A 22,948-nucleotide genomic window follows, 5' to 3' on the forward strand; every position below is an offset into this window, starting at 1 on the left:
AAGAGGGGAGCCATTGGCTCCCCTCTCTGCTGATGCGTGGTACTGTCTACGGCTGCCGACCGGCAAATACCACCACCACCTTGTCCCCCCCCTTCTCCCTCACGAAGCTGTAGGGCGCATCGGACAGCTTCTTGTGGCTGCCAGCGGCTATGGCCGGATGGGCGGCGCGGAACTGGCCGAGTCGCTGCCAGTGCTTGACCAGCTCGGCCTTCTCACCGCTCCCGATCTCCTGCCAGTTCATGTCCGAGCGAACACTCTGATCGAACACGCCGCCATCCTTGGCCAGACCCCGGCCGGACTCGTCCCCGTAGTAGAGCTGGATGCCGCCCGGCAACAGCATGAAGCTGTTGGCGACTCTGCGTTGCAGCGGCACGTCCTGATAGTCACCAAAGAACAGCTTGGTGTCGTGGGAGCTGATGTAGCTCAGCACGTTGAACTCGGGATCCTGATTGATGCGGCTGGCGTAGCTGGCATAGGTGGGATCGCTGCCTGCCATGCACTGGGCCTGGGGCAGGGCGAACTCCCGTTGATAGTCGAAGTTGATCAGGGAATCGAAGCCATTCTGGTACCAGAAATCCTTGGCGACCCCGTGATCCCACACCTCGCCCACCATGTAGAAGGGGAGAGCATCGAGCGCCTTGTCCGGGTTGGTTGCCTTCCACTCCTTGAGTGCCGCCGTGCCCGCCTGCTTGAGCTTGGCCCACACGGCGGGCTCCAGGTGCTTGACGGTGTCGGCCCGAAAACCGTCGATGCCGAAGCGGCGCACCCAGTCGGTGTGCCAGGCGATCAGGTAGTCGCTCACAGTGGCATTGGGCAGCGCCTTGGCTTTGGTGTCTTTTTTCGCTGCCAGCAGTGGCGGCAGACCTACCGGTTTGGTGGACTCGGTGAGGAAGTCCGGCAGCCCCGCCACCGAGCCGGTGACGTCGTCTGTGCCTGGCTGCGGGTAGCCGGGCAGACCGGCGCGCACCCAGTCACCGCTCCACCACTTGTTCCAGTCTAGTGATTGGTAGTCGATAAACTGGTTGTAGCCATGCCAGTTGAGGCCGCCACTCGGACGCCACTGGTTCCAGGTGGCCGGCAGTTTGCCAGTGTTCTGGGTCAGATCGGTGAGCCCCAGATCCTGCAGATCCGCCAGGGTGGCGTAACCGGCGTGGTTCATCACCACGTCCAGAATGATCCGCATGCCGCGCTTGTGGGCCTCGTCCACCAGGGTCTTCAGGCTCTCCTCGTCGCCGTAGTTGGGATCGATCTTGGTGAAATCCAGTGCCCAGTAGCCGTGGTAGGCGTAGAAGGGGAAGTTGCCCTGCTCGCCGCCGCCGATGAAGCCGTGTACCTGCTCCACCATGGGAGTGATCCAGATGGCGTTCATGCCGAGGCTCTTGATGTAGTCGAGCTTCTCGGTCAGCCCCTTGAAATCGCCGCCGTGCCAGGTGGCGACCTCGTCCAGACCATCCTTCTGGCGGCCGAAGCTGTGATCGTTGGCGGGATCGCCGTTGTGGAAGCGATCGGTCAGCAAGAAATAGACGCTCGCCTGATCCCAGCTGAAAGGTGCTTGCTTGGCTGCCTTGACCGGTTCGAGCAGCAGCAGGCCGCCGCTCTCCTTGCTCGGGGTCAGGGTCAGCTTGCCCTGTTTGACCACGGCCTCCTGTGTTGAGTAGGCATCCCGCAGCCGGGTGCCGTCAGGCCATACGCCCTTCAGCGACACCGTCACAGGGCCGCCATCCCAGGCGATACAGGGCTCTGCCGGGGGCTGGCGCTTGAACTCGCTCTTCCTGGTCGCCCGCAGCACCTTGAGGCTGGGGGTATCGGGGTTGAAGGTAAACTCGTAGTCCCCGGCCAGCATCACCCGCAGGGTGAAACTTGTCCCCTTGGCGCATTTGTCCATGGGTTGGGCGGTGCCGAAGGGGAGCGGCTTGGCCTCAGGTGGCCCGAAGCTGGTGCCGCAACTGTTGCCGGCATCGCTGATGCGGATCTGGTGACTGCCCTTGTCCAGCTTGTGGGTCAGGCTGACGGTGCCCTTGTCCAGCGTCAGCGCCTCGGCCACAGGTTTGCCATCCACATAGAGATGTACCTCGGGGGAGGCCTGCACCAGGCCTGAACACAGGGGGCCGGCCAGCAGGGCGAGCCAGAGGGGAGAGAAGCGAGGAGAGCGACGCATAAGCCATTCCTTGAGCAAGGGTAACCGGACCAGATTCCGTCAATGGGGCTCATTCTAGGTGGCATAGTGGCGGGCTTGGACAGGCAAAACGCCGATCTGTGAGCTCAGTTCAAATGGTTACGTTTTCAAGCCGGGCAAAGTGTGATGACGGCAAGCATCCGCTCGCGCTTGTCCAGAGAAAGCCGCCCTGACGTCAAGAGGCCGCCGCCCGAGTCGCGACATTCCAGGGCATTTGCTCACGACTGAGCAACCCCAAGGGATGGCTTGGGTGCTTGTACTGGGCCCGCTTCTTTGCCTGGAAAAATGGCACGGCTCTAACCCGACGCGGCGGACCCCGCTACTAATTGTGTCGGTCAGCAGGCATGACAGAGCGGGTCGGTCACAGTTGGCGGATGTAACCACTTTGCACGATATGCCAGAGGCTGTCTCAGCCACTATTTACCCTGCGCTGTGCGTTAACAGAAGGGCAGGTGCGCAGATATTGATGGGGGGTCAGGCCGAACTCCTGCTTGAAGCGGGCGGCGAAACGGCTGGGAGAGTCATAACCGCAGGCGAGGGCCACCTCCAGCGGAGTGAGGGCCTGTTGCAGCAGGGTGAGGGCGTGGCTCATGCGCACCTGAGTCAGCAGCTGGCGAAAGCTGCGCCCCTCGGCGGCCAGCTTGCGCACCAGGGAGGCGCGGCTCATGGCAAAGTGGGGGGCCAGGGTCTCGAGTGTATGGTCGGCGCCTGGCTCCACGCCGAGGTAGCGGGCCAGCCGCTCTCCGAGTGTCATTGTGCTGGCGGGAAACAGCAGGTCGAGGGCATGGGCGGCGTGCAGCTCGGCATAGAAGCCGTGCAGCAGCTGGGTCTGGGTGGCCTGGCTCAGCGTGCGGCTGGCCATGGAGCAGACCAGCTCGAAGCAGAATGCCAGCGCCGGGTTCACCTCAAGGCGCGGCTCCCTCTGCAGGGGGGGCGGGGCGCTGCTCAGCCATTCGGCGGGGGGCGGGGCTAGCAGGGTCAGGGCATGGGAGCTGAACTTGCCCTGCTCGGGCTGATTGATGAAGGTGAGCTGGTGGCCTGCCGGGATCAGCAGCCAGCTCCCCTTGTCAAATGACAGGCGCCTGTCCTGCCACCACAGCAGCTTGTGGCCCTGCTGTACCCAGATGATGGTCGGCGCATAGATGAGCACCCTGTGTAGGGGCTGCTCGCGGATCCCGAAATAGTGATTCAGTTGCAGCAAGGGAGTGCTCATCCGGCGGGCTCCTAGGGGGTGACGAAGGTGGCGGTCAGGGTGGCCTTGCCCAGCGCCATGGCATTGAGCATGTAGCCTACCATGGCGGGCGGGGTATCTGCCTTGACCTCGAGATCCTGAGGCAAAGCCCAGGCGGTGAACTGGTAGCGGTGCATGCCATGCCCGGCGGGCGGGCAGGGGCCGCCGTAGCCCTGGCTGCCGAAGTCGGTTCCGAGCTCCAGCCCTTGCTTGAGTTTGCCGGAGGCGTTGCTGGCCAGCTCGCTCTGATTGGCGGGCAGGTTCACCACCAGCCAGTGCCACCAGCCGCTGCCGGTGGGGGCATCGGGATCATAGGCCGTGATGGCGACGCTTCTGGTGCCGGCCGGCAGGTCCTGCCAGCTCAGCTGGGGGGATCGGTTCTCGCCCTTGCAGCCGAAGCCGTTGAAGCTGAACGCCTTGTCCATCAGCTGACCTTCCTGGATGTCCGTGCTCTTCAAGGTCATGGCGGTGGCGGGCAGGACCGCCACGCACAGCAGGGAGAGCAGGGCGGAACGCAGGGGTAATTTCATTGTGGTGCTCCTTTATGGATGAGGGGATCTCCATGGGGGGATCCTGATGAGGGGATCAGTCTAGCGAAAGAGGGTCAGCCTGGTGCAACATCAAGGCTCAATATCAGGTTTCAGGTGGCTGATTGTGAGCTGAACTGCATCTGGAAGGGGGGGGTGGGACGGCGAGGTGGCAAGGGAGTGGGCCAGCTCGTGGTGTGGCGGCCATAAAAAACCGGCCTCATGGAGGCCGGTTTTGACATTGTGCTGACAGAAGAGCAGGCGGCTTAGCGCAGTATCATCTGCTCGCGGCCCGGGCCGACGGAGACCATGGGGACCGGCACACCCAGCAGGGCTTCGATGCGCAGCACATAGTGCTGGGCAGCCTTGGGCAAGTCTTCAAACTTGCGGATGTGGGAGATGTCTTCGCTCCAGGCTTCCATGGACTCGTACACCGGCTTCAGACCGGCGGTCTGTGGCCAGATCGGGTTCTCGGTGTTGGCACCTTCGTAGGCCACGCAGATCTTCAGATCCGGCATGCCGGAGAGGCAGTCCAGCTTGGTCAGGGCGATCTCGTTGGCGGCCTGGATCTCCAGACCCTGCTTGGTGGCAACGGCGTCGAAGTAACCGATGTCACGGGGACGGCCTGTGGTGGCACCGAACTCGTTGGCGAACTTGCGGAACTCTTCCTGGTTCTCCATGGCGGTGATCAGGGTGCCGGTACCGACAGAGGTACTGAACGCCTTGGCCACGGCAATCACGCGCTCGGGGCGCAGGGCCGGCAGGCCGCCACCGATGCCGGCGTAAGCGCCGGAAACGTGGGAAGACGTTACCCAGGGGTATTCGCCGTAGATGAGGTCACGGCCGGCGCCCAGCTGGGCTTCAAACAGCAGGGTGCCATTCTGGGCCTGGATGGCCTTGAGCGGCTCGCTGACGTTGCAGACGGCGTCGATCCAGGGAGCGGACACTTCCAGCAGCCAGTCGGCCATTTCCTGGGCTGTCTGGCTGAACTCGAAGCTCGGGTAGAGGGCTTTGAGCTGCGGCAGTTTCCAGTCGAGGAAGAACTGGATGCGCTCGACCAGCACTTCAGGCTGTTTCAGCCAGCCGACCAGGATCGCTTTTTTCATGACCCGATCACCGTAAGCCGGTGCAATGCCCTGACGGGTGGAGCCATAGGCGCCATCACCCAGACGGACTTCTTCCAGGGTATCTTCCAGCGCATGGATCGGCAGGCAGAAGGTAGCGCGATCGGAGATGGCCAGTTTAGGGGTCACGCCGGCGGCTTTCACTTCAGCCAGCTCGCGGGTCAATGGCTCCGGGCTGATGACCATGCCAGGGCCGAGGACAACCAGGCACTCCGGGTTGAATACGCCGCTCGGCAACTGGTGCAGCTTGAAGGTGCCCAGGTCGTTGACGACGGTGTGGCCGGCGTTGTTGCCGCCCTGAAAACGGATGCTGGCGGCGGATTGACCTGCCAGATAATCGACGATGCGGCCTTTGCCTTCATCACCCCAGTTAGCACCTACGACTACGATAGACGACATGACTCTTTCTCCTAAGACGTTAGGCGTTCATCCTAGGAGGCTAAGGTGGATTAGAAAAATTAATTATCTTTATAATCCCGATAAGAGAACCATATAATTACGACAGCGTTATCGGCAAGACACCTGTGCTGCTGCACTGGCCGGCATAAGGTGCGCAGAGGTGGAAAACAAAAGGATCCCCATGCTGGATATTCACTGGCTGCAAACCTTCGTCACCCTGGCACGGTTGCAGCACTTCGGCCACACCGCCACCGAACTGCACATGACCCAGCCCAATGTCAGCCTGCACCTCAAAAATCTGGAGCAGGCTACACGGGTCAAGCTGATTGAACGCAGCCCGTTCCGGCTGACCCAGGCGGGGGAGCGCCTGTTGCAAAGCGCCGAGCGCGCCATCAATGAGTTGCTGTTGTGCCAATCCGACCTCAATGCTCTCAATCAGCTGAGTCAGGGCACGCTCGCCATCGCCGCCAGTGACATCATCTCCCGCTTGCTGCTGATCCAGCCGTTCCAGCGTTTCAAGCAGGAGTTTCCCGGCATCGACCTCACCTTGTTCAATACCACGTCGGATCAGGCGGCCGAGCTGGTCAAGGCTGGCAAGGCGGACCTTGGCTTCGTGATGGCGCAAAAGCGCAGCGAACCTCTGTTCTACACAGAGTTGCAGCAAGTGACCTGGTGCGCGCTGGGACACGGCTTGGCCCGCTGGCAAGCGCGGGCGAAGGCGGGAGATAGCGATCCCCTCGATGAGCCGACCCTGATCCTGCTTGGTCACGATACCCGTACCCGGGCGCTGATAGACCCTTCCTTGCCTCTGCTCGGTTTGCCTACTTGTCGCATCATGGAAGTGGGCAGCGTGGATGCCCAGCTCGACTGGGCCGAGGCGGGATTCGGAGTGGCCATAGTGCCGGACTTCTCGCTCCATCCGCGCCTCAAGCTCACCGCCCCCGTGACCAGATTGACCGACTTTCCCGGCACCAGCTTAGGATACGTGGTGCGTCAGAATCAGGTGTTGTCACGGGCCATCAAGCAGCTGCTGCACTGGGTGGAGGAGGAGATACAAAGGCCGGATGCCTATCATCCATCGCAGCCCACGGCTGAGCGCTGAGCCGGTTTCGGATAAGCCGGGGGGAGTTGTCACTTGTCCGGCCGCGATCACAACCGATAACAGGCAAGGTTTGACGGCTGAAATAAACGGTATATCTATCGCCTTCATTCCCGCTGTGTGTGCCGGGCCAAGGGATATAAAACGATACAAAAAAAGAGGCCACCCGAATGGGTGGCTTCTTTGCCTTGGGTATCCCCGGGATCACTGGGTGGGGATGCTCGCCGAGGGCGCGGCGGGCAAGGGCTGACTCGCGTCAGTCGTTGCACCGGTCGCGCTTGGCGAGCCCCCTTTTGTGTCGCTTGTCTCCCCAGTGGCAACCGCTGCAGGAGAGACTGCCGCCGAGGCGGGCGGTACCGCGACGGGCTGGGTTGCCACCGGGGCGGATGTGCCCGCCGGGGGAACTGTCACCTCGCTGCTGGCGTGCGCAGCCGAGGCCGCTTCCATTGCGGGGGTTGCCGCCGACACTTCTGTCGCAGAGGCAGTGAGGGATTCAGGTGTCAGTGACGGCAGTGGCAGAGCAGCGTCTTCCATGCCCGGATGGCGCGGTACGTCTGCCGCGGCCAGCATGGAGTCCTGGGTGAGGGGCGTCAGTGCCGGGTGCAATCGGGTAAATTGCTTGAGCCGCGCGGTCAGCACATCTCGCACTGTGCGCACCTCGGCTTCGGGCAGGCTGTCCAGTGCGATCAACTCGGCGGTAACGGCGAAGGTACTGACGCTGGTGGGCTGTCCGGGATAGAGGTTGGCACCGATCCGGCTGTGTTGATAGTAAGGGTGGTGCTTGAGCAGGCGGTCGATCTGTTCCCCTTCGATAGGGATGATACGCGCCTTGCAGCGACCGGTCAGGTCCCCTATGCCCTGATTGGGGTGGCCCGCCACCACGAAAGCGGCGTCCAGAGTGCCATCGCAGAGTCCTTCCAGCCGACTGTTGACTGCGGCCGGGATGACGGGGGCAAAGCTGCTTGCCTGCCAACCCATGGCATCGAGCAGAGCCTGGCTGGTGACGCGCTCCCCCGAGCCCGGGTTGCCCAGATCGACCCGCTTGCCTTCGATGTCAGCCAGGGTAGTGATGCTGCTGGTGGCGCTGGCAAGCAGGGTCAGCGACTCCTGATGGAGCCTGAACAGGCTGCGAAGCCGGTCGTTGGGCGGCTGGCCAACGAAGGGGCCCGTGCCTTTGGCGGCATGATGAACCACATCCGACTGTACCAGTGCCAGCTGGATTTTGCCCTGGCCCAGATCCTTCAAGTTGGCCAGCGAACCTGAGGTGCTCTGCACGGCACAGTGCAGCCCCTTGCTGGCGCTCTCTTCGTTCAGCAAGCGGCAGATGGCGCCTCCGGTCGGATAGTAGACGCCGTTGAGCGCCCCTGTGCCAATGGTGAGATGGGTGGGCGTGGTGGCGTGCAGGGGCAGTGTCAGGGCAGCAGCCAGCCAGGGCAGGGTGATTCGTAGCAGGGCAGGCAGGTGGTGCAAGGGGCTTGGGTACATAGTGAACCGGATAAATGGCTGATAAAAGGGATGGGCCTGGCCCATCCCGTATGACGTCTCATGTTGTCTATTCAGCGGCGGGTCACAATGGAGTCAACCATTGTGGCCCGCAACGACTGCGCTCAAGCGTAGTTGGTTGCCGCCGACATGCAGCTGCAAAAATATACGCTATTGCCGTCAGATGCGAGTCTGGATCGCTTTCTCCATCCGAGCCAGTGCTTCGGTCAGCCGTGCTCTGGTGCAACCGAAGTTGAGCCGCACGAATTGGCCATTGCCGAACTGGGCGCCGGGGGAGAGTCCCACTCCCGCCTGTTCGAAGAAGGCGATGGGATCGTCGAGCCCGAGCGCACTGACATCGATCCAGGCGAGGTAGGTCGCCTGATGGCGTGCCAGCGTGACGCCAGGCCAGCGGGCGACCGCCTGCTCGATCAGCGCCAGATTGGCAGCCAGATAGTCGAGCTGTTCGGCAAGCCAGGGGTCGCCCCCTTCATAGGCCGCTTCGGCCGCGACAAAGCCCAGCAGGTTGACGTCGGCGCTGATGCCGCGCATTGCCTGTTGCAGCTTGAGGCGCAGGCGGGGGTTGGGCACCACGGCGAAGGCGCAGCACAGACCCGCAATATTGAAGGTCTTGCTCGGTGCCATCATGACGGCGCAGCGATCGGCGGCTTCCGGGCTGACGGCGCCATAGGGTATGTGACGGGCATTTTTGTCCAGCAGCAGATCGCAATGGATCTCGTCCGAGCAGACCACCAGATTGTGGCGCTCGGCGATGGCATCGATGGCTTCGAGCTCCTCGCGGGTAAACACTGTCCCACCCGGGTTGTGCGGGTTGCACAGCAGCAGCAGATCACCAAACGGGGCCTGACGTTCCAGCGCTTCCAGATCCAGCACCCAGCGACCCGCCTCTTCCACCATGGGGACTGTGAGCAGGGGACGGTCGTTGAAACCGGGGGCTTGCAGGAAGGGGTAGTAAACCGGCTTGGGGGTGATGATGCCGCGGCCTTGCTGGCTCCAGGCTTTGCACGCCAGGTTCAGACCCGGTACCACGCCGGGCAGGAAGATGAGCCACTCTGGCTGTATGGTCCAGCCGTAGCGGCTTGCCAGACGCGCCATGATGAGTTCGATCAGCCGGGCAGAGGGGCGCGAGTAACCGAAGATACCGTGGGCGACCCGTTTGGTGAGGGCCTCGACGACGGCGGGCGGCGAGACAAAGTCGGTGTCGGCAACCCACATTGGCAGCACGTCCTCGCCTTTGTACTTGTCCCATTTCAGGCTCATGGTGTCGCGACGATCTATTTCCCGGTCAAAATCAAACATGTGAAATCCTTATACTGGCCAGTGGGCTTTCAATGTACGGGGTCGGGCGCGGGGTCGCAAGCCTTGAGGTAACTCTTGATAATGACATAAAATAAGCGGCGCTATTTCATGCACTTGCCGAATTTTGGCCAGTTTTTATCCCCCAATCCAGTGGTAATCCTATGAGCTTGCTGACCACAGCCCTGCAGAGGCGTGATCCCGTCTCCCTCTCTTTTCTGGCCGTGACCTTTATGACCGGGGTTGCAGTCGCGCTCCAGGTACCGACCTTGAGCCTGTTTCTGGCCGAAGAGGTGCAGGTGCGCCCCTTGCTGGTTGGGCTCTTTTACACCGTCAACGCTGTGGTCGGCATCCTCATCAGCCAGTGGCTCGGCCATCGCTCCGACAGCAAGGGGGATCGCAAGCAGCTGATCCTGCGCTGCTGCTTCGCGGGTGTGGTGCTCTCCCTGCTGTTCGCCTGGAATCGCAACTACTGGCTGCTGGTGAGCCTGGGGGTTGTGCTGGCCAGTCTGGCGGCCACTGCCAGCCCCCAGCTGTTTGCCCTGGCCCGTGAATATGCCGACAGCCGCAACAAGCGGGCGGATATGTTCAGCTCAGTGCTGCGGGCCCAGTTTTCCCTGGCCTGGGTGATTGGTCCCCCCATCGCCTTCGCGCTGGCCATCGGCTATGGCTTCGAGGTGATGTATCTCGCCTCCGCCCTTGCCTACCTTGTCTGCGCGCTGGTGGTGTGGCGCTGGCTGCCCTCCCTGCCGTTGCCCACGCAAAATAACGAGGTGGAACGGGTCAGCAGCTGGCGGGACCCGTCGGTGCGGGCACTGTTTATCGCCTCCACCCTGATGTGGACCTGCAACAGCATGTATCTCATCAACATGCCGCTCTATATCACCCGCGAGCTGGGGCTGGAGGAGAAACTGGCGGGTGTGCTGATGGGCACGGCTGCGGCCCTGGAAATCCCCTTCATGTTGCTGGCAGGCTACTACACCCAGCGCTTTGGCAAGCGTCCCATGATGCTGGTGGCTGTGCTGGCCGGGGTGTTTTTCTACGTGGGGCTGGTCACCCTGTCGAGCCAGCCTGCCCTCATAGCGCTGCAACTGCTCAACGCCATCTTCATCGGTATAGTCGCGGGGATCGGCATGTCCTACTTCCAGGATCTGATGCCGGGGCGCGCCGGGGTGGCGACTACCCTGTTTGCCAACAGCATCCGCACCGGTTCCATCATGGCGGGGGCCATAGCGGGAACCGTGGCCGAGATCTGGAGCTTTCATGGTGTCTTCATGGTGGCGACCGCACTGGCGATGGCGGCACTGGCCGCCTGCTGGCGGGTACCCAATGTGTAAGGCGGGTCTGTGACCGGTTGGCTATGGGTGACGCAGGCAGCCTGACGGCTTGGGCTTATTTGTCGTTATCGGTCTGATATTCGTTGTGCAGACAGCGCAGCAGCAGTTCGGTGGCCGGACCCAGGGTATCGGCCGTTGATGGCGTGAGCTGAGATAGCAGTATCGCTGTCGCTGACCGAGGTTACTTGTCGTTATCGGTCTGATATTCGTTGCGCAGACAGCGCAGCAGCAGTTCGGTGGCAGGGCCCAGGGTATCGGCTGACGGGGTGAGCAGATAGGTATAGAGATGGCGCTCGTTGCCGCTCTCCAGATCCAGTGGCACCAGGGCGCCGCTGCCGAGCTCCTCCTGCACCAGATGGCGGGGCAACCAGGCATAGCCAAGGCCGAGTTTGAGCATGGCGATGGCTTCGTGATAGTGGGTCGCCTTCCAGCCGGTGTCGTCCGCATCGTTCCAGTCCACCGAGCGGTGGATGGGGGGATGCAAGCTTATCTGGTTGTGGCTGGCGAGCTCCTCGGTTGAGACGGCTCCCGTCAGGGCAGCGAGGGGATGTTCGGCCGAGCAGAGCGGCAGCAGGCACACTTCGTCCAGCGGCAGGCCGGTGCGATCCTGGGGCAGGTGTTCGGACAGCATGAGATCCCCTACCTGCAATGCATTGAAGTGGCAGTGAATGCGTTCGTGCAGATTGACGCGGCAGCCCCGGCTGCGGGGATAGAAGTTGGCCAGTGCCCGATAGAGACGCTCCCGCGGTTGCAGCACGGAAACATAGAGATTGATCTGCGGCTCCCATTGCCGCTCCAGGTTGTTGGCCAGGTTTTCCAGCTCTTCCACCTGCTGGCTGAGCTGACGGGCCCGCTTGAGGAAGATCTCCCCTGCCGGCGTCAATACCGCCTTGCGCCCCCTCACTTCCAGCAGGGGGACTCCCAGACTCTGCTGCAGCTTGGCCACCGCATGATTGAGAGAGGATTGGCTCTTGTTCAGCGCCTCGGCGGCCTGGGCATAACCGCCGCAGTCCACCACGGCCTGAAAGATCCGCCATTGCTCAAACGTGCTCTTGGGACGAAACATATCTCAACCTGATAAGGGATCGGATCTGATAAAGGCCTTCGACAGGGTGCCGACGACACCCTATTGAATTTAACCCCATGCGGTGCAGGGTTCCGGTTATTTTGTTGATTTATTTGGGCTGGGCCACAAAGGTCTGACCGGTTTTGCCACGGCTGTCCTGTCCCATCAGGTAGAGATAGAGCGGCATCAGGTCGGCCGGCGTCTTGAGCTGCTGGGGATCTTCCGCCGGGAAGGCGCTGGCGCGCATCTTGGTGCGGGTACCGCCCGGGTTGAGGGTGTTGACTCGCACAGCCGTGTTTTCCAGTTCGTCGGCCAGCACTTCCATCATGCCTTCGATGGCGAACTTGGAGATGGCGTAGGTGCCCCAGTAGGCGCGGCCTTTGCGCCCCACGCTGGAGGAGGTGTAGACAATGGAGGCCTCACCATGCTCCTTGGCGGTCTGGCGGATCAGCGGCAGTAGCGCCTGGGTCAGCAGAAATTCGGATTTCACGTTGACCTGCATCACCTCGTCCCACTCTTTCTCCTGAATATGTTCGAAGGGAGAAAGGGTGCCGAGCAGGCCCGCGTTGAACAGTACGCCGTCGAGGCGACCAAACTGCTGGGCGAAGGTCTCGGCCATGCCGCGGTAGTGGGCGGCGGTTGCTCCTTTCAGGTCCACCGGCACTATGGCGGGAAGGGGATAACCGGCGGCCTCAATCTGGTCATAAACAGCCTCGAGTTTGGCACTGGTGCGGCCGAGCAGGATCACGGTCGCGCCGTGGGCTGCATAGGTGATCGCCGCTTCGCGGCCTATGCCGTCACCGGCACCTGTGACCAGAATGACCTTGTCCTTGAGCAGATCCCGGGGTGCCTGATAATCGAGCATGACAACTCCTGTTAACAAATTCGTGGCAGATGCGCGCGGCATATAGAGGGGCAAGTGTACTGATCCCGCACGGCATTTGACCAGTATGAGACGGCAAAAATGTGAAGAAAATAGAGGGGTTGTGATTGTCGAGTCTGTTTTTTGAGCCACTGTCGCAGAGTTTTTGCGCGAGCCCTGCAAACTCCCTAGAATGTGAAAAACTCGAACACTGAGCGGAGCATCAAGTGGCATTTTTGACCGAATATGGGCTGTTCCTGGCCAAGACCCTCACCTTACTGCTGGCCATAGCTGCCGTCATCCTGATGGTGATCAGCAGCCGTCAGCCGAAATCCCGCAAGGGGGAGCTGGTGGTGACTGATCTCTCCAGCGAGCTGGAGCAGGGGCGTTATCAATTGCAGGCGGCGCTGGCCGGCAAGACCGAGCGCAAGCTGCTGGAGAAAACGCGCAAGGCCGAACACAAGGCCCGTGCCAAGACGGAAGACGAACGCAGTCGCCTGTTTGTGCTCGATTTCAACGGCAGCATGGATGCCAAAGAGGTGGCTTCCCTGCGAGAAGAGGTGAGCGCCGTGATAGGGGTCGCCCAGTCTGGTGACGAGGTGTTGCTGCGTCTTGAGTCCGGCGGCGGTGTGGTCCATGGCTATGGCCTGGCAGCTTCCCAGCTGCAGCGACTGCGGGACAAGGGCATCAAGCTCACCGTAGCCATCGACAAGGTGGCGGCGAGCGGCGGCTACATGATGGCCTGCGTGGCAGATCAGATCCTGGCTGCGCCCTTTGCCATCGTCGGCTCCATCGGTGTGATTGCCCAGTTGCCGAACTTCAACAAGTTCTTGAAAAAGCACGACATCGAATTCGAGATGCACACCGCTGGCCAGTACAAGCGCACCATCACCATGTTCGGTGAGAACGACGATCTGGGGCGGGAAAAGTTTCGTGAGGAGCTGGGCGCCATCCACGAGCGGTTCAAGGCGTTCGTGGCCGAGCACAGACCCCACCTCGACATAGACAGTGTCACCACGGGGGAACACTGGCTGGCGAGCCAGGCCAAGGGGCTGGGGCTGGTGGATACCCTCTGCACCAGCGACGACTACCTGCTGGCCCAAGCCAGCCACCACAAGGTGGTCGGCATCAGCTATCGCAAGCCAAAGAGCCTGACCCAGAAGCTGGGCCAGCAGGCGGCCCTGGCGCTGGAATCGAGCTTGGGTCGCCTGTGGCAGCAGAGCCCCTGGCGCTGAGAACCTGTTCCGATCTTACTGCGAGGTCGTGATCAAGGCTCATGTGCTGCTCGGAATCCTCACGTATGTTTATACGCTCCGGTTCCTGCGCTGCTCTTCACCTTGCTGACGACCTCTCGCGACAGTTCGAAAACAGGTTCTAGGAAGCCGTTCAAAGGGCAATAAAAAGCCGGGCACTTGCCCGGCTTTTGCTATCCAGCGACTCAGCGCTGGAAGGGGTAGACGGAGCCGAGTTTGAGGATCTGGGTCAGCTCGTCCAGTGCGGTACGGGACTCCTGTACCAGTGCCGGGTCGCGCAGATCATCCAGCGCCAGACTGTCGCGGTAGTGGCGATCCACCCAGTTGTCGAGGCGGGCAAACTGGCTGTCGTTGATGAGGCAGGCCGGATTGACCGCCGCCAGCTCCTGATCGTTCATGGCGACCCGCAGCCGCAGACAGGCGGGGCCACCGCCGTTGCGCATGCTCTGCTTCACGTCCATGTAGTGTATCTGCTTGATGGGGGTGCCCTGGGCGATGAGCTTGCCGAGGTAGGCCGATACCGCCGGATTGTCACGACACTCTGTGGGGGCGATGATCGCCATCTCACCGGACGGCAGGGTCAGGATCTGGGTATTGAACAGATAGGATTTCACCGCATCTTGTACCGACACCTCGGCAGTCGGTACCTCGATAAAGTGCAGCTCGCCTTCGCCGAACTTGTTGCGCACCTCGACCAGCGCCGACTCGGTATTGAGAAACGCCTGCTGGTGGAAGAAGAGCACGTTCTGGTTGCCTACCGCTATCACGTCGTTGTGAAACACCCCTTGATCGATCACGTCCGGATTCTGCTGGATGAAGACGGCACTCTCTTCACTCAACCCGTGCAGACGGGCGATGGCCTGGCTGGCTTCCAGGGTCTGGCGGGCCGGATAGCGCTTGGGGGCGGGCTGGGAGACATCAAACGCGCTGCGGCCATAGACGAACAACTCGACCCCGGATTCGCCGTAGGCACGACACAGTCGGGTGTGGTTGGCGGCGCCCTCGTCACCAAAGTGGTCGTTTTCCGGCAGGTGCTGGTGGTGATGGAAGTGACGGTCGTTGTTGAACACGGCGCGCAGTATGCGGCCCGTCACCTCGGGTTCGAGGGAGCGGTGGAACTTGTTGGTCAGGTTGGCGGGGGTGAAGTGAATGCGGCCATCCTGGGTATCGGCACTCGGGGAGACGGTGGCGGCGTTGGCAGTCCACATGCTGGAGGCCGAATAACAGGCGGCCAGCACGGCAGGTGCCTGTCTGGCGGCCTGGGCCAGCACGCTTGCATCATTGCCGGTGAAGCCTAGACGGCGCAGGGTAGCCAGATCCGGCCGCTCCTGCGGTGCCAGCACCCCCTGGGTCATGCCAAGCTCGGTCAGCGCCTTCATCTTGCGCAGCCCCTGCTTGGCTGCCTCCTTGGGATTGGACGCTTCCTTGGCATTGCTCTGGGAGGCAACGTTGCCGTAGGACAAGCCCGCATAGTTGTGGGTCGGGCCGACCAGGCCGTCGAAATTGACCTCGAAGTGCTTCATTTAGTACATCCTTTCGATTTTTATATGGGTAGCGGTTCCTTCCGCGCACAAAGCTGCGGGATGTAGCCATTATAAAGAGATTTTGTCTTTTGTAACAAGCTGATAACTAAAGTGGTTTGTTATGTTGCAAGAGCGGTTTGTTATGTCGTTTCAAATATAAAAAAGGGGTGGATATGGCATAAAAATAAAAAAGCGGTTGCTTCCCAAGGCTCGGCTTCGCATTAATAAATAAAGAGGTCAGGTGGTTCGGGCTGGTGAGCTAATTTGCTCACAAGATTGCTTTTTCGCGTCAAATCTCTTATACAGCCCCACAAAACCGCACACCAACCCCGTCGGGTGCAATGAGGATAATAGTTACAGCATGGGCAAATCACTGGTCATAGTGGAGTCTCCGGCCAAGGCCAAGACCATCAATAAATATTTGGGCAAAGACTACGTGGTGAAATCCAGCGTCGGTCATGTTCGCGATCTGCCCACCAGTGGCAGCGCCAGCAACGAGCCCAAAAAACCTGTCATTCGCGGTATCAAGCTGAGCGAATCAGAGAAGGCTGCCAAGGATCGCAATGCCCTGTTCTCACGGATGGGGATCAATCCGACCGCAGGCTGGCAGGCCAACTACCAGATTTTGCCCGGCAAAGAGAAAGTGGTCAGTGAGTTGCAAAGTCTGGCCGCCAAGGCTGACACCATCTATCTCGCAACCGACTTGGATAGAGAGGGAGAAGCCATCGCCTGGCACTTGCGCGAGATCATCGGTGGTGACGACAGCCGCTACAAGCGGGTGGTGTTCAACGAGATCACCAAGACTGCGATTCAGGAGGCGTTTGCCCAGCCATCCGAGCTGAACATCCACCGCGTCAATGCCCAGCAGGCCCGTCGTTTCCTCGACCGCGTTGTGGGCTACATGGTTTCCCCCCTGCTATGGAAGAAGCTGGCCCGTGGCCTCTCTGCCGGCCGGGTGCAGTCCGTTGCCGTGCGTCTCATCGTCGATAAAGAGCGCGAGATCAAGGCGTTCGTACCGGTCGAGTTCTGGGATCTCAACGCCGATCTGCTGACCGGTGACAAGGCCGATCTGCGCATGGAAGTGGTCAGCCGCAACGGCGCCGATTTCAAGCCGGTCACCCAGGCCGAGACTTTCGCTGCCGTAGCCGCCCTGGAAGGGGTCGACTACAAGGTGGTGAACCGGGAAGACAAGCCGACCGGCTCCAAGCCGTCAGCCCCCTTCATTACTTCCACCCTGCAGCAGGCGGCATCGACCCGTCTGAGCTTCGGGGTGAAGAAGACCATGATGATGGCCCAGCGTCTGTATGAAGCGGGTTACATCACCTATATGCGTACCGACTCCACCAACCTCAGCAAAGAGGCGGTCGAGGCGCTGCGTGAATATATCGGTGAGCAGTATGGCGCAGCCTATCTGCCGGCCGAGCCGAACCTCTATGGCTCCAAGGCTGGCGCCCAGGAGGCTCACGAGGCGATCCGTCCCTCCAGCGTGCTGGTGACTGCCGAGATGCTGGAAGGCATGGAGCCGGATGCAATGCGGCTTTATGATCTCATATGGCGCCAGTTCGTGGCCTGCCAGATGACACCGGCCCAGTACGACTCCTCCACCCTGACCGTCAAGGCCGGTGAGTTCGAGCTCAAGGCCCGTGGTCGTACCCTGCGTTTCGCCGGTTGGACCAAGGCGCTGCCGCCCATGGGGCGCAAGGGCGAAGACAGCCAGCTACCTGCGGTGACAGTGGGCGAGGTGCTCAAACTGATCAAGCTGGATCCGCGCCAGCACTTCACCAAGCCGCCCGCGCGCTTCACCGAAGCGGCCCTGGTGCGCGAGCTGGAAAAGCGCGGCATTGGCCGTCCGTCTACCTACGCCTCCATCATCTCCACTATCGTGGATCGCGGTTATGTGCGGGTCGAGAGCCGCCGTTTCTTCGCCGAGAAGATGGGTGAAATCGTCACCGACCGTCTGGTGGAGAACTTCGTCGAGCTGATGAACTACGAGTTCACCGCCAAGATGGAAGACAAGCTCGATGGCATCGCCGAAGGCAGCCTGGAGTGGAAGAAGGTGCTGGACGCCTTCTACGAAGAGTTTACTCAGGAGCTGGCAAAAGCGGATCGGGATGCGGAAGAGGGTGGCATGCGTGCCAACCAGATGGTGCTGACCGACATCGACTGCCCGGATTGCGGCCGCAAGATGGGCATTCGTACCGCCACCACCGGCGTCTTCCTCGGTTGCTCCGGTTACGCCCTGCCGCCGAAAGAGCGCTGCAAGAAGACCATCAACCTGGTCTCCGCCGACGAATTTGTCTCCGCCACCGACGGTGAAGAGGCCGAAACCGAGGCGCTGCGTGCCAAGCACCGCTGCGGCATCTGTGGCACCGCCATGGACGCATACATCATCGACGACAGCCGCAAGCTGCACGTCTGTGGTCGCAACCCGGATTGTGACGGTTACGAAATCGAGAAGGGCCAGTTCAAGCTCAAGGGTTATGAAGGCCCCAGCATAGAGTGCGATCGCTGCGGCTCCGAGATGCAGCTCAAGAACGGCCGTTTCGGCAAGTACATGGGCTGTACCAACGAGACTTGCAAGAACACCCGCAAGATCCTGAAAAACGGCGACATAGCGCCGCCGAAGGAAGATCCTGTACCGCTGCCCGAGCTCAAGTGCACCCAGTCCGATGCATACTTCGTGCTGCGTGACGGGGCGGCGGGCCTGTTCCTGGCCGCCAGCAACTTCCCGAAATCCCGCGAGACCCGTGCACCTCTGGTGGAAGAGCTCAAGCGCTTCAAGGATCGCCTCTCGCCCAAGCACCAGTACCTGGCTGACGCTCCGGCGTCAGATCCTGACGGTAACGCCTCCATCGTTCGCTTCAGTCGCAAGACCAAGGAGCAGTACGTGATGACGGAGGTCAACGGCAAGGCGACGGGCTGGACGGCGCACTACGACAACGGCAAGTGGCAGGAGAGCCAGGCCAAGTCGAAGAAGGCGTGATGGCGCGCAGTTCACACTATGATGAAAGAGGCCCCTTGCAGGGGCCTTTTTGTTGGGAGATGACGGTATACTGAAACGGCTGCAAGGATGGCAGCGCTGTACACGGAGGTTGTGATGGAGATTAACGAGATCCGGCCGGGAATGACCTGTTTGACCCGGGAAGGGACTGCCTATGTGCTGGAAGTGGACAGGCAGAGTCTGCTGGTGTTGCTGCAACGGGAGTATGAAACCATACCCGTGCAGGTGCGCAGCGACGAGATCCTGGCTCCCCTCACACTGTGACTTGAAAGGGAACAAGGAGGCATGACAGCTCTTTGATTCGAAAGGAAACCAAGACAGATAGCCGCGCTGTGACTCAACAGAACATCATGAGAAACCGCAGCGCTCTGGTTTAACAAAAAATAGCAGCGCTTTAAAAAGGAATGAGGAATAGCAGCTCGGCGAGGTCGGGCTGCCATTGCCACTCCCGCATCTTTACCCTCCCGCCTATCACAGGCACCCCCTCCTGCTGCAATCGCCCCGTCTGTTCCATAAAGCCTGTCGACCCTTTTGGCAGTGAAATGGTGCCGCCTGCGCCCAGCACGCGATGCCAGGGCAGCACCTTGTCCGTTTCCCGCAGCACCTTGCCCACCAGCCGGGCTCGACCGGGCAGCCCAGCCAGATCGGCCACCTGACCATAGCTGACCACCTTGCCGGGCGGGATCAGGGCGAGGATCGTCTCGATGCGGGCGACCTTGTTCAGGGGGGCAGGGGCTGGCTCCATTCTCATGGGTCATGACTCTCCAGAAACGACAGAAGCGCCATTGTGGCGCTTCTGTCGTGGGGGTGGCAACCTGTGTCAACCAAAGGTCTGACTGAGCCCCTTGAGCTGCCTGGCGCGCTCCAGCAGCTCCTGACTCGAGTCGTCGACTTCCTGCATCTTCTGGCTATTGGCCTGGGAGTACTGGGATATCTGGTTGATGCTGCGGCTGATCTCCTCCACCACCGCCTGTTGCTGCTCGGCGGCGGCGGCGATCTGGGTGGAGTGTTCCGTGACCAGCTCTATCTCTTCCAGCACCGAGTGCAGGCTGCTGGCGCCCTGGCGGGTCATTTCGGCGCACTCGCGGGTCTGTTGCAGGTTCTCCTGCATCATCCCCTTCCAGCGTCCCAGTGTGTGCTGGATCTGCTGTATGCTGCCCTGGATCTGTTCGGTCGCCTTGTGGGTGCGGGTCGACAGGGTACGCACCTCGTCAGCCACCACCGCAAAGCCGCGGCCCTGCTCACCGGCCCGCGCCGCCTCTATGGCGGCGTTGAGGGCCAGCAGGTTGGTCTGATCGGCTATACCCTGGATTTCGCCCATGACGCTGCCGATCCGCTCCGACTCGCTGGCAAGTTCTACCGCAGAGTTGAACGCCAGTTCAGCCTGTTTGGCGAGCTGCTCGATGCGTTGTTCGGTCTGGCTCAGCTGTTTGTTGGTGTGCTCGCAGCGGCTGCGTGCCTCGTTGACCTGACCGTTGGAGTCCTGAATGTTGTGGGCAATCTCATGAGCCGTGCTGGCCATCTGGGTCATGGCGGCAGCCATCTGCTGGGTCTGTGCATCCTGCTCGTTGATGTCGAGACAGGCCTGATGGGATGCCTGTTTCAGGTTGGTGGCCAGGGTCTGCAGGGGATGGGTCGCATCGTTGATCCGGCCCAGCACGGTACGGATGCGGGCCTGCAGCATCTTGATGTGAAAATCGGCGATGGCGCCCGGGCCGTCACCCGAATAAACCAGCCGGGTCAGGCTGTCATACTCCCGGCCGAGCTGCTGCAGGTAGAGGGGCAGGGAGAATATTTCCCGCCAGTAGGCGCCACCGATGAGCAGCAGGGGCAGCAGCATCAGCAGGGCTGTCATGGCGCCCTTGCTGAGAAAGGCCCAGCCGAGCAGGCCGAGCAACAGCAAGCCCAGCACCGGCAGGCGCATGCGGCTGAGGGAGGGAAGGCTGCTGGCCGAGCCCCGCTCAGCCTTGAGCAGGGCCTGATAGGTCTGGCTGGCGACGCGCTTGAGCTGGGGTTCCGGTTTGCAGCGCACTGACTGGTAACCGCTGATCCTGCCCCCCTCGTAGATGGGGGTCACATAGGCGTCGACCCAGTAGTAACGGCCATCCTTGCAGCGGTTCTTCACCATGCCGCGCCAGGGCTTGCCCTCCTTGAGGCGGGCCCACAGATCGGCAAAGGCGGCCTTGGGCATGTCGGGGTGGCGCACCAGGTTGTGGTTGTGACCGACCAGCTCTTCAACGGGGTAGCCGGCAATGCGGCAGAAGGCGGGGTTGGCGTAGGTGATCACCCCGCGCAGGTCGGTGGTGGAAACGAGTTGTTCGTCGGCAGGAAACTCCACTTCGCTGTCCAGGGTATGGACGTCTCTGCGAGCCATAGGAATACGCTCCGATGTTCTTGTTGATAGTTTTGTCGTTGTTATTGTGGCAGATCCGGGCGTGGTTGCAGGTGATTGCCAGGGCGCGCCGAGTCGGCTTCATAGGGGGCTGAATTTTGCCAACAATGGCGGATGAATGGTAGGGGAAAGTTGGTTTTTTGTTGGTGGATGGTAAAAAAAGGCGACCCAAAGGTCGCCAGACAGAAAGATAACACTACCTCTGTGGTACCCGATAACGCACCTGTAGCTGGTCGAGGATCTGCAGCTGGCCCGGCAGGCGGGCGGCGAAGTGATCCCACGCCTTGCGGGTGGCGTCGCTCCAGGCCACCTCGGCGGTGGCCAGCATGCGCGGGAACAACATATAGTCGAGACGGTCACGAGAGGTCACCAGTTCCGACCATAAGGGGCTCAGCACCCCCAGGATGTTATCGTTGGCATGGAAATCGGCCGGGGCAGGATCACATCGATATACCTGCTCCAGATTGAGGGTGCCCGCCCAGTAGAGGCCGGGTTCGCGGGGATCCTGGCTCCAGGCCAGATCCAGATAGAGGTGCTGGGCCGGTGCCATCACAACGGGATAGCCCGCAGCCGCGGCATCCAGCCCTGCCTGGAAGCTGGTCCAGGCGAAGATGGTGGCATCCCGGCTTACCTTGTCGCCGTGCAATATCTCCTCCCAACCCAGCATCTGCTTGCCCTTGCTGGCCAGATACTGTTGGCAGTGGCGCAGCAGGTGGCCCTGCAGCTCGCGGCAATCCTGATATCCCTGCCGTTGCATCAACTGCTGGCAGGCCGGGCTGTCGGTCCATACGCCGGTCGGTACCTCGTCCCCCCCCATGTGTACCAAGGGGCCAGGGAACAGCTCGCACACCTCGTCAATTACCGCCTCCAGGAACTGATAGGTGCCGGGCAGGGCCGGGTTGAGCACGTTGTCGTCGAAATATTGCACCGACAGGTAGCGGGAGCGATCCGCTTCCTCGATCAGTAGCCCGGGCAGCGCCTTGATGGCGGCGTGGCAGTGGCCCGGGATGTCGATCTCGGGGATGACGGTAATGCCGAGCCCGCTGGCATAAGCCACCAGCTTGCGTACCTCGCTTTGGGTATAGTAGCCGCCATAGGGCTCGGGGCCGCCACTGAGCTGGGGCCCCACAGGCAGATCGTGGCCGCGCCAGGCGGCGATCTCTGTCAGCTGCGGGAAAGCCTTGATCTCGAGCCGCCACCCCTCGTCATCGGTCAGATGCCAGTGGAAGCGGTTGAACTTGTAGAGGCTCATCAGCTTGAGCAGGCGCTTGAGGCTAGCGACGGGGTGAAAGTGGCGGGCGCAGTCGAGGAAGATGCCGCGAAAACCGAAGCGGGGGGCATCGACCAGCTCGATACAGGGCAGGCTCTCCCCGTGCTGCTGAGCCCACTGGGCCAGGCTTGTCAGGCCGTGGCGCCAGCCAGCCTCGCCAGCCGCGGCTATGGTCACCCCCTCAGGCGTGATGGTAAGGCGATAGGCCTCGGCAGCCAGGGGGGCCTCGATCAGCCGGATCTCGGCATCATGATCCTGCTCCAGCGCCAGCCCTGTCAGCTCGTTGAAATGGGCCAGCAGGCCGGTCAGCGACCCGGGCCCGCTGACATGAGCCCGTTCCGCCAGCCGGAAGTTGCCCTCCAGCAGCACCAGCTGATCCGGCTGGGGCACTATGCCGGCGAGGGGCTCGACTTCGGGCAGATCCGGGGCGCCGGGCCCGCTTGGCGGCAGGCCCAGATCTTGTTCCACCAAGGTGACCGGCATCAGCTGGGGGCCCGTGTTCGCCTCGGGCAGGCTCAGGAAGAAGCCCTGCGGCATGTCAGACAATCGCTTGATGGGGGTGTTGCGACAGCAAAAACGCAGCTCGCTTTGCCCCTCGGCCGGGATCAGCACCTTGTAGCTGCCGCTCTGACGCTCCAGTCTGGCACCTTCGAGGGAGGCGGGATCTATGTGGCGTGCCAGGCAGAAGTGAAGTTTCCAGGGGACGGCCGGCAACTGGCTCAGGTTGAAGCGGAACCAGACGTCCTCGCCATCGCGTCGGTCAACCTGGGTGTGGATCAGGGGTGTAGACATGAAAATTCCTCTGATGGAGTTAAGGGAACAAACAGGGCGATCATCTCCTTGTGGTACTGGTCAACCCGGGGAGGGATCCAAAGTGCAGGCATGGGTA

General features: G+C 61.4%; 17 protein-coding genes. 5 read left to right on the top strand and 12 right to left on the bottom strand.

Going from position 1 to position 22,948, the window contains the following annotated elements; translation table 11 throughout:
* Window positions 1-46: 46 nt before the first annotated feature.
* From AC1P02_RS11130 to AC1P02_RS11145, 4 genes are all read right to left on the bottom strand, one after another.
* Complete coding sequence (locus AC1P02_RS11130) at window positions 47-2,158, bottom strand: alpha-amylase (protein WP_485185396.1); 2,112 nt, start codon at window positions 2,156-2,158, stop codon at window positions 47-49.
* Window positions 2,159-2,585: 427 nt separating this feature from the next.
* Window positions 2,586-3,389 (bottom strand): helix-turn-helix transcriptional regulator, encoded by an 804-nt coding sequence (locus AC1P02_RS11135; RefSeq protein WP_485185397.1) that lies wholly within the window; start codon window positions 3,387-3,389, stop codon window positions 2,586-2,588.
* A gap of 11 nt (window positions 3,390-3,400) precedes the next feature.
* Window positions 3,401-3,937 (bottom strand): YbhB/YbcL family Raf kinase inhibitor-like protein, encoded by a 537-nt coding sequence (locus tag AC1P02_RS11140; protein WP_058393459.1) that lies wholly within the window; start codon window positions 3,935-3,937, stop codon window positions 3,401-3,403.
* A gap of 263 nt (window positions 3,938-4,200) precedes the next feature.
* Entirely contained in the window at window positions 4,201-5,457 is a 1,257-nt protein-coding gene (locus AC1P02_RS11145; protein ID WP_021139077.1) for an adenylosuccinate synthetase, read from the bottom strand.
* A 181-nt stretch (window positions 5,458-5,638) separates the two neighbouring features.
* On the opposite strand from AC1P02_RS11145, the gene AC1P02_RS11150 reads away from it, so the two are divergent.
* Window positions 5,639-6,559, top strand: a complete 921-nt coding sequence (locus tag AC1P02_RS11150) for a LysR family transcriptional regulator (protein ID WP_485185445.1) — start codon at window positions 5,639-5,641, stop codon at window positions 6,557-6,559.
* A 201-nt stretch (window positions 6,560-6,760) separates the two neighbouring features.
* Here AC1P02_RS11150 and AC1P02_RS11155 read toward each other — a convergent pair whose 3' ends face one another.
* On the bottom strand, window positions 6,761-8,041 hold the full coding sequence (locus tag AC1P02_RS11155) for a TAXI family TRAP transporter solute-binding subunit (protein WP_485185398.1): 1,281 nt from the start codon (window positions 8,039-8,041) through the stop codon (window positions 6,761-6,763).
* 177 nt (window positions 8,042-8,218) lie between these two features.
* Complete coding sequence (locus tag AC1P02_RS11160; protein ID WP_290043549.1) at window positions 8,219-9,358, bottom strand: MalY/PatB family protein; 1,140 nt, start codon at window positions 9,356-9,358, stop codon at window positions 8,219-8,221.
* Window positions 9,359-9,519: 161 nt separating this feature from the next.
* On the opposite strand from AC1P02_RS11160, the gene AC1P02_RS11165 reads away from it, so the two are divergent.
* Complete coding sequence (locus AC1P02_RS11165; RefSeq protein ID WP_485185399.1) at window positions 9,520-10,692, top strand: MFS transporter; 1,173 nt, start codon at window positions 9,520-9,522, stop codon at window positions 10,690-10,692.
* Window positions 10,693-10,873: 181 nt separating this feature from the next.
* Here the strand turns inward: AC1P02_RS11165 and AC1P02_RS11170 are convergent, their stop codons facing one another.
* Together AC1P02_RS11170 and AC1P02_RS11175 are read right to left on the bottom strand one after the other, a co-directional pair.
* The gene (locus AC1P02_RS11170; protein ID WP_005312172.1) at window positions 10,874-11,758 is read right to left on the bottom strand and encodes a LysR family transcriptional regulator; all 885 of its coding nucleotides are present in this window, start codon (window positions 11,756-11,758) and stop codon (window positions 10,874-10,876) included.
* Window positions 11,759-11,867: 109 nt separating this feature from the next.
* Window positions 11,868-12,623, bottom strand: a complete 756-nt coding sequence (locus AC1P02_RS11175) for a YciK family oxidoreductase (protein ID WP_021139072.1) — start codon at window positions 12,621-12,623, stop codon at window positions 11,868-11,870.
* 224 nt (window positions 12,624-12,847) lie between these two features.
* On the opposite strand from AC1P02_RS11175, the gene sohB reads away from it, so the two are divergent.
* The gene (sohB, locus tag AC1P02_RS11180) at window positions 12,848-13,855 is read left to right on the top strand and encodes a protease SohB (protein ID WP_485185400.1); all 1,008 of its coding nucleotides are present in this window, start codon (window positions 12,848-12,850) and stop codon (window positions 13,853-13,855) included.
* A gap of 203 nt (window positions 13,856-14,058) precedes the next feature.
* Here sohB and astB read toward each other — a convergent pair whose 3' ends face one another.
* Window positions 14,059-15,396, bottom strand: coding sequence for an N-succinylarginine dihydrolase (astB, locus tag AC1P02_RS11185; RefSeq protein WP_429179595.1), 1,338 nt, complete (start codon window positions 15,394-15,396; stop codon window positions 14,059-14,061).
* Between the two features lie 361 nt (window positions 15,397-15,757).
* Here astB and topA point away from each other — a divergent pair, with 361 nt between their 5' ends.
* Both topA and AC1P02_RS11195 read left to right on the top strand, forming a co-directional pair.
* The gene (topA, locus tag AC1P02_RS11190; RefSeq protein ID WP_429179594.1) at window positions 15,758-18,379 is read left to right on the top strand and encodes a type I DNA topoisomerase; all 2,622 of its coding nucleotides are present in this window, start codon (window positions 15,758-15,760) and stop codon (window positions 18,377-18,379) included.
* Window positions 18,380-18,493: 114 nt separating this feature from the next.
* Window positions 18,494-18,661 carry a hypothetical protein gene (locus AC1P02_RS11195; RefSeq protein ID WP_005312189.1) on the top strand — a complete coding sequence of 56 codons (168 nt, stop codon included), beginning with the start codon at window positions 18,494-18,496 and terminating at the stop codon, window positions 18,659-18,661.
* A gap of 130 nt (window positions 18,662-18,791) precedes the next feature.
* On the opposite strand, the gene AC1P02_RS11200 is transcribed toward AC1P02_RS11195, so the two are convergent.
* The 3 genes from AC1P02_RS11200 to AC1P02_RS11210 all read right to left on the bottom strand — a co-directional run bounded on the left by AC1P02_RS11200 (window position 18,792) and on the right by AC1P02_RS11210 (window position 22,851).
* Window positions 18,792-19,148: an MGMT family protein gene (locus AC1P02_RS11200; protein WP_290068204.1), complete on the bottom strand. Its 357-nt coding sequence runs from the start codon at window positions 19,146-19,148 to the stop codon at window positions 18,792-18,794.
* 69 nt (window positions 19,149-19,217) lie between these two features.
* The gene (locus AC1P02_RS11205) at window positions 19,218-20,771 is read right to left on the bottom strand and encodes a methyl-accepting chemotaxis protein (RefSeq protein ID WP_429179593.1); all 1,554 of its coding nucleotides are present in this window, start codon (window positions 20,769-20,771) and stop codon (window positions 19,218-19,220) included.
* Window positions 20,772-20,985: 214 nt separating this feature from the next.
* Window positions 20,986-22,851, bottom strand: coding sequence for a beta-N-acetylhexosaminidase (locus AC1P02_RS11210; RefSeq protein WP_429179592.1), 1,866 nt, complete (start codon window positions 22,849-22,851; stop codon window positions 20,986-20,988).
* Between the last annotated feature and the right edge of the window lie 97 nt (window positions 22,852-22,948).

The sequence above is a fragment of the Aeromonas sp. TS_SC_11 genome (genome assembly GCF_057318915.1).

What these genes read in the sequence shown, in the direction of transcription:
- AC1P02_RS11145 (WP_021139077.1), bottom strand. Translation starts at nt 5,457, where the DNA reads ATGTCGTCTATCGTAGTCGTAGGTGCTAACTGGGGTGATGAAGGCAAA.
- AC1P02_RS11150 (WP_485185445.1), top strand. Translation starts at nt 5,639, where the DNA reads ATGCTGGATATTCACTGGCTGCAAACCTTCGTCACCCTGGCACGGTTG.
- AC1P02_RS11165 (WP_485185399.1), top strand. Translation starts at nt 9,520, where the DNA reads ATGAGCTTGCTGACCACAGCCCTGCAGAGGCGTGATCCCGTCTCCCTC.
- AC1P02_RS11170 (WP_005312172.1), bottom strand. Translation starts at nt 11,758, where the DNA reads ATGTTTCGTCCCAAGAGCACGTTTGAGCAATGGCGGATCTTTCAGGCC.
- AC1P02_RS11130 (WP_485185396.1), bottom strand. Translation starts at nt 2,158, where the DNA reads ATGCGTCGCTCTCCTCGCTTCTCTCCCCTCTGGCTCGCCCTGCTGGCC.
- topA (WP_429179594.1), top strand. Translation starts at nt 15,758, where the DNA reads ATGGGCAAATCACTGGTCATAGTGGAGTCTCCGGCCAAGGCCAAGACC.
- AC1P02_RS11175 (WP_021139072.1), bottom strand. Translation starts at nt 12,623, where the DNA reads ATGCTCGATTATCAGGCACCCCGGGATCTGCTCAAGGACAAGGTCATT.
- astB (WP_429179595.1), bottom strand. Translation starts at nt 15,396, where the DNA reads ATGAAGCACTTCGAGGTCAATTTCGACGGCCTGGTCGGCCCGACCCAC.
- AC1P02_RS11135 (WP_485185397.1), bottom strand. Translation starts at nt 3,389, where the DNA reads ATGAGCACTCCCTTGCTGCAACTGAATCACTATTTCGGGATCCGCGAG.
- AC1P02_RS11140 (WP_058393459.1), bottom strand. Translation starts at nt 3,937, where the DNA reads ATGAAATTACCCCTGCGTTCCGCCCTGCTCTCCCTGCTGTGCGTGGCG.
- AC1P02_RS11155 (WP_485185398.1), bottom strand. Translation starts at nt 8,041, where the DNA reads ATGTACCCAAGCCCCTTGCACCACCTGCCTGCCCTGCTACGAATCACC.
- AC1P02_RS11210 (WP_429179592.1), bottom strand. Translation starts at nt 22,851, where the DNA reads ATGTCTACACCCCTGATCCACACCCAGGTTGACCGACGCGATGGCGAG.
- AC1P02_RS11205 (WP_429179593.1), bottom strand. Translation starts at nt 20,771, where the DNA reads ATGGCTCGCAGAGACGTCCATACCCTGGACAGCGAAGTGGAGTTTCCT.
- AC1P02_RS11200 (WP_290068204.1), bottom strand. Translation starts at nt 19,148, where the DNA reads ATGAGAATGGAGCCAGCCCCTGCCCCCCTGAACAAGGTCGCCCGCATC.
- AC1P02_RS11160 (WP_290043549.1), bottom strand. Translation starts at nt 9,358, where the DNA reads ATGTTTGATTTTGACCGGGAAATAGATCGTCGCGACACCATGAGCCTG.
- AC1P02_RS11195 (WP_005312189.1), top strand. Translation starts at nt 18,494, where the DNA reads ATGGAGATTAACGAGATCCGGCCGGGAATGACCTGTTTGACCCGGGAA.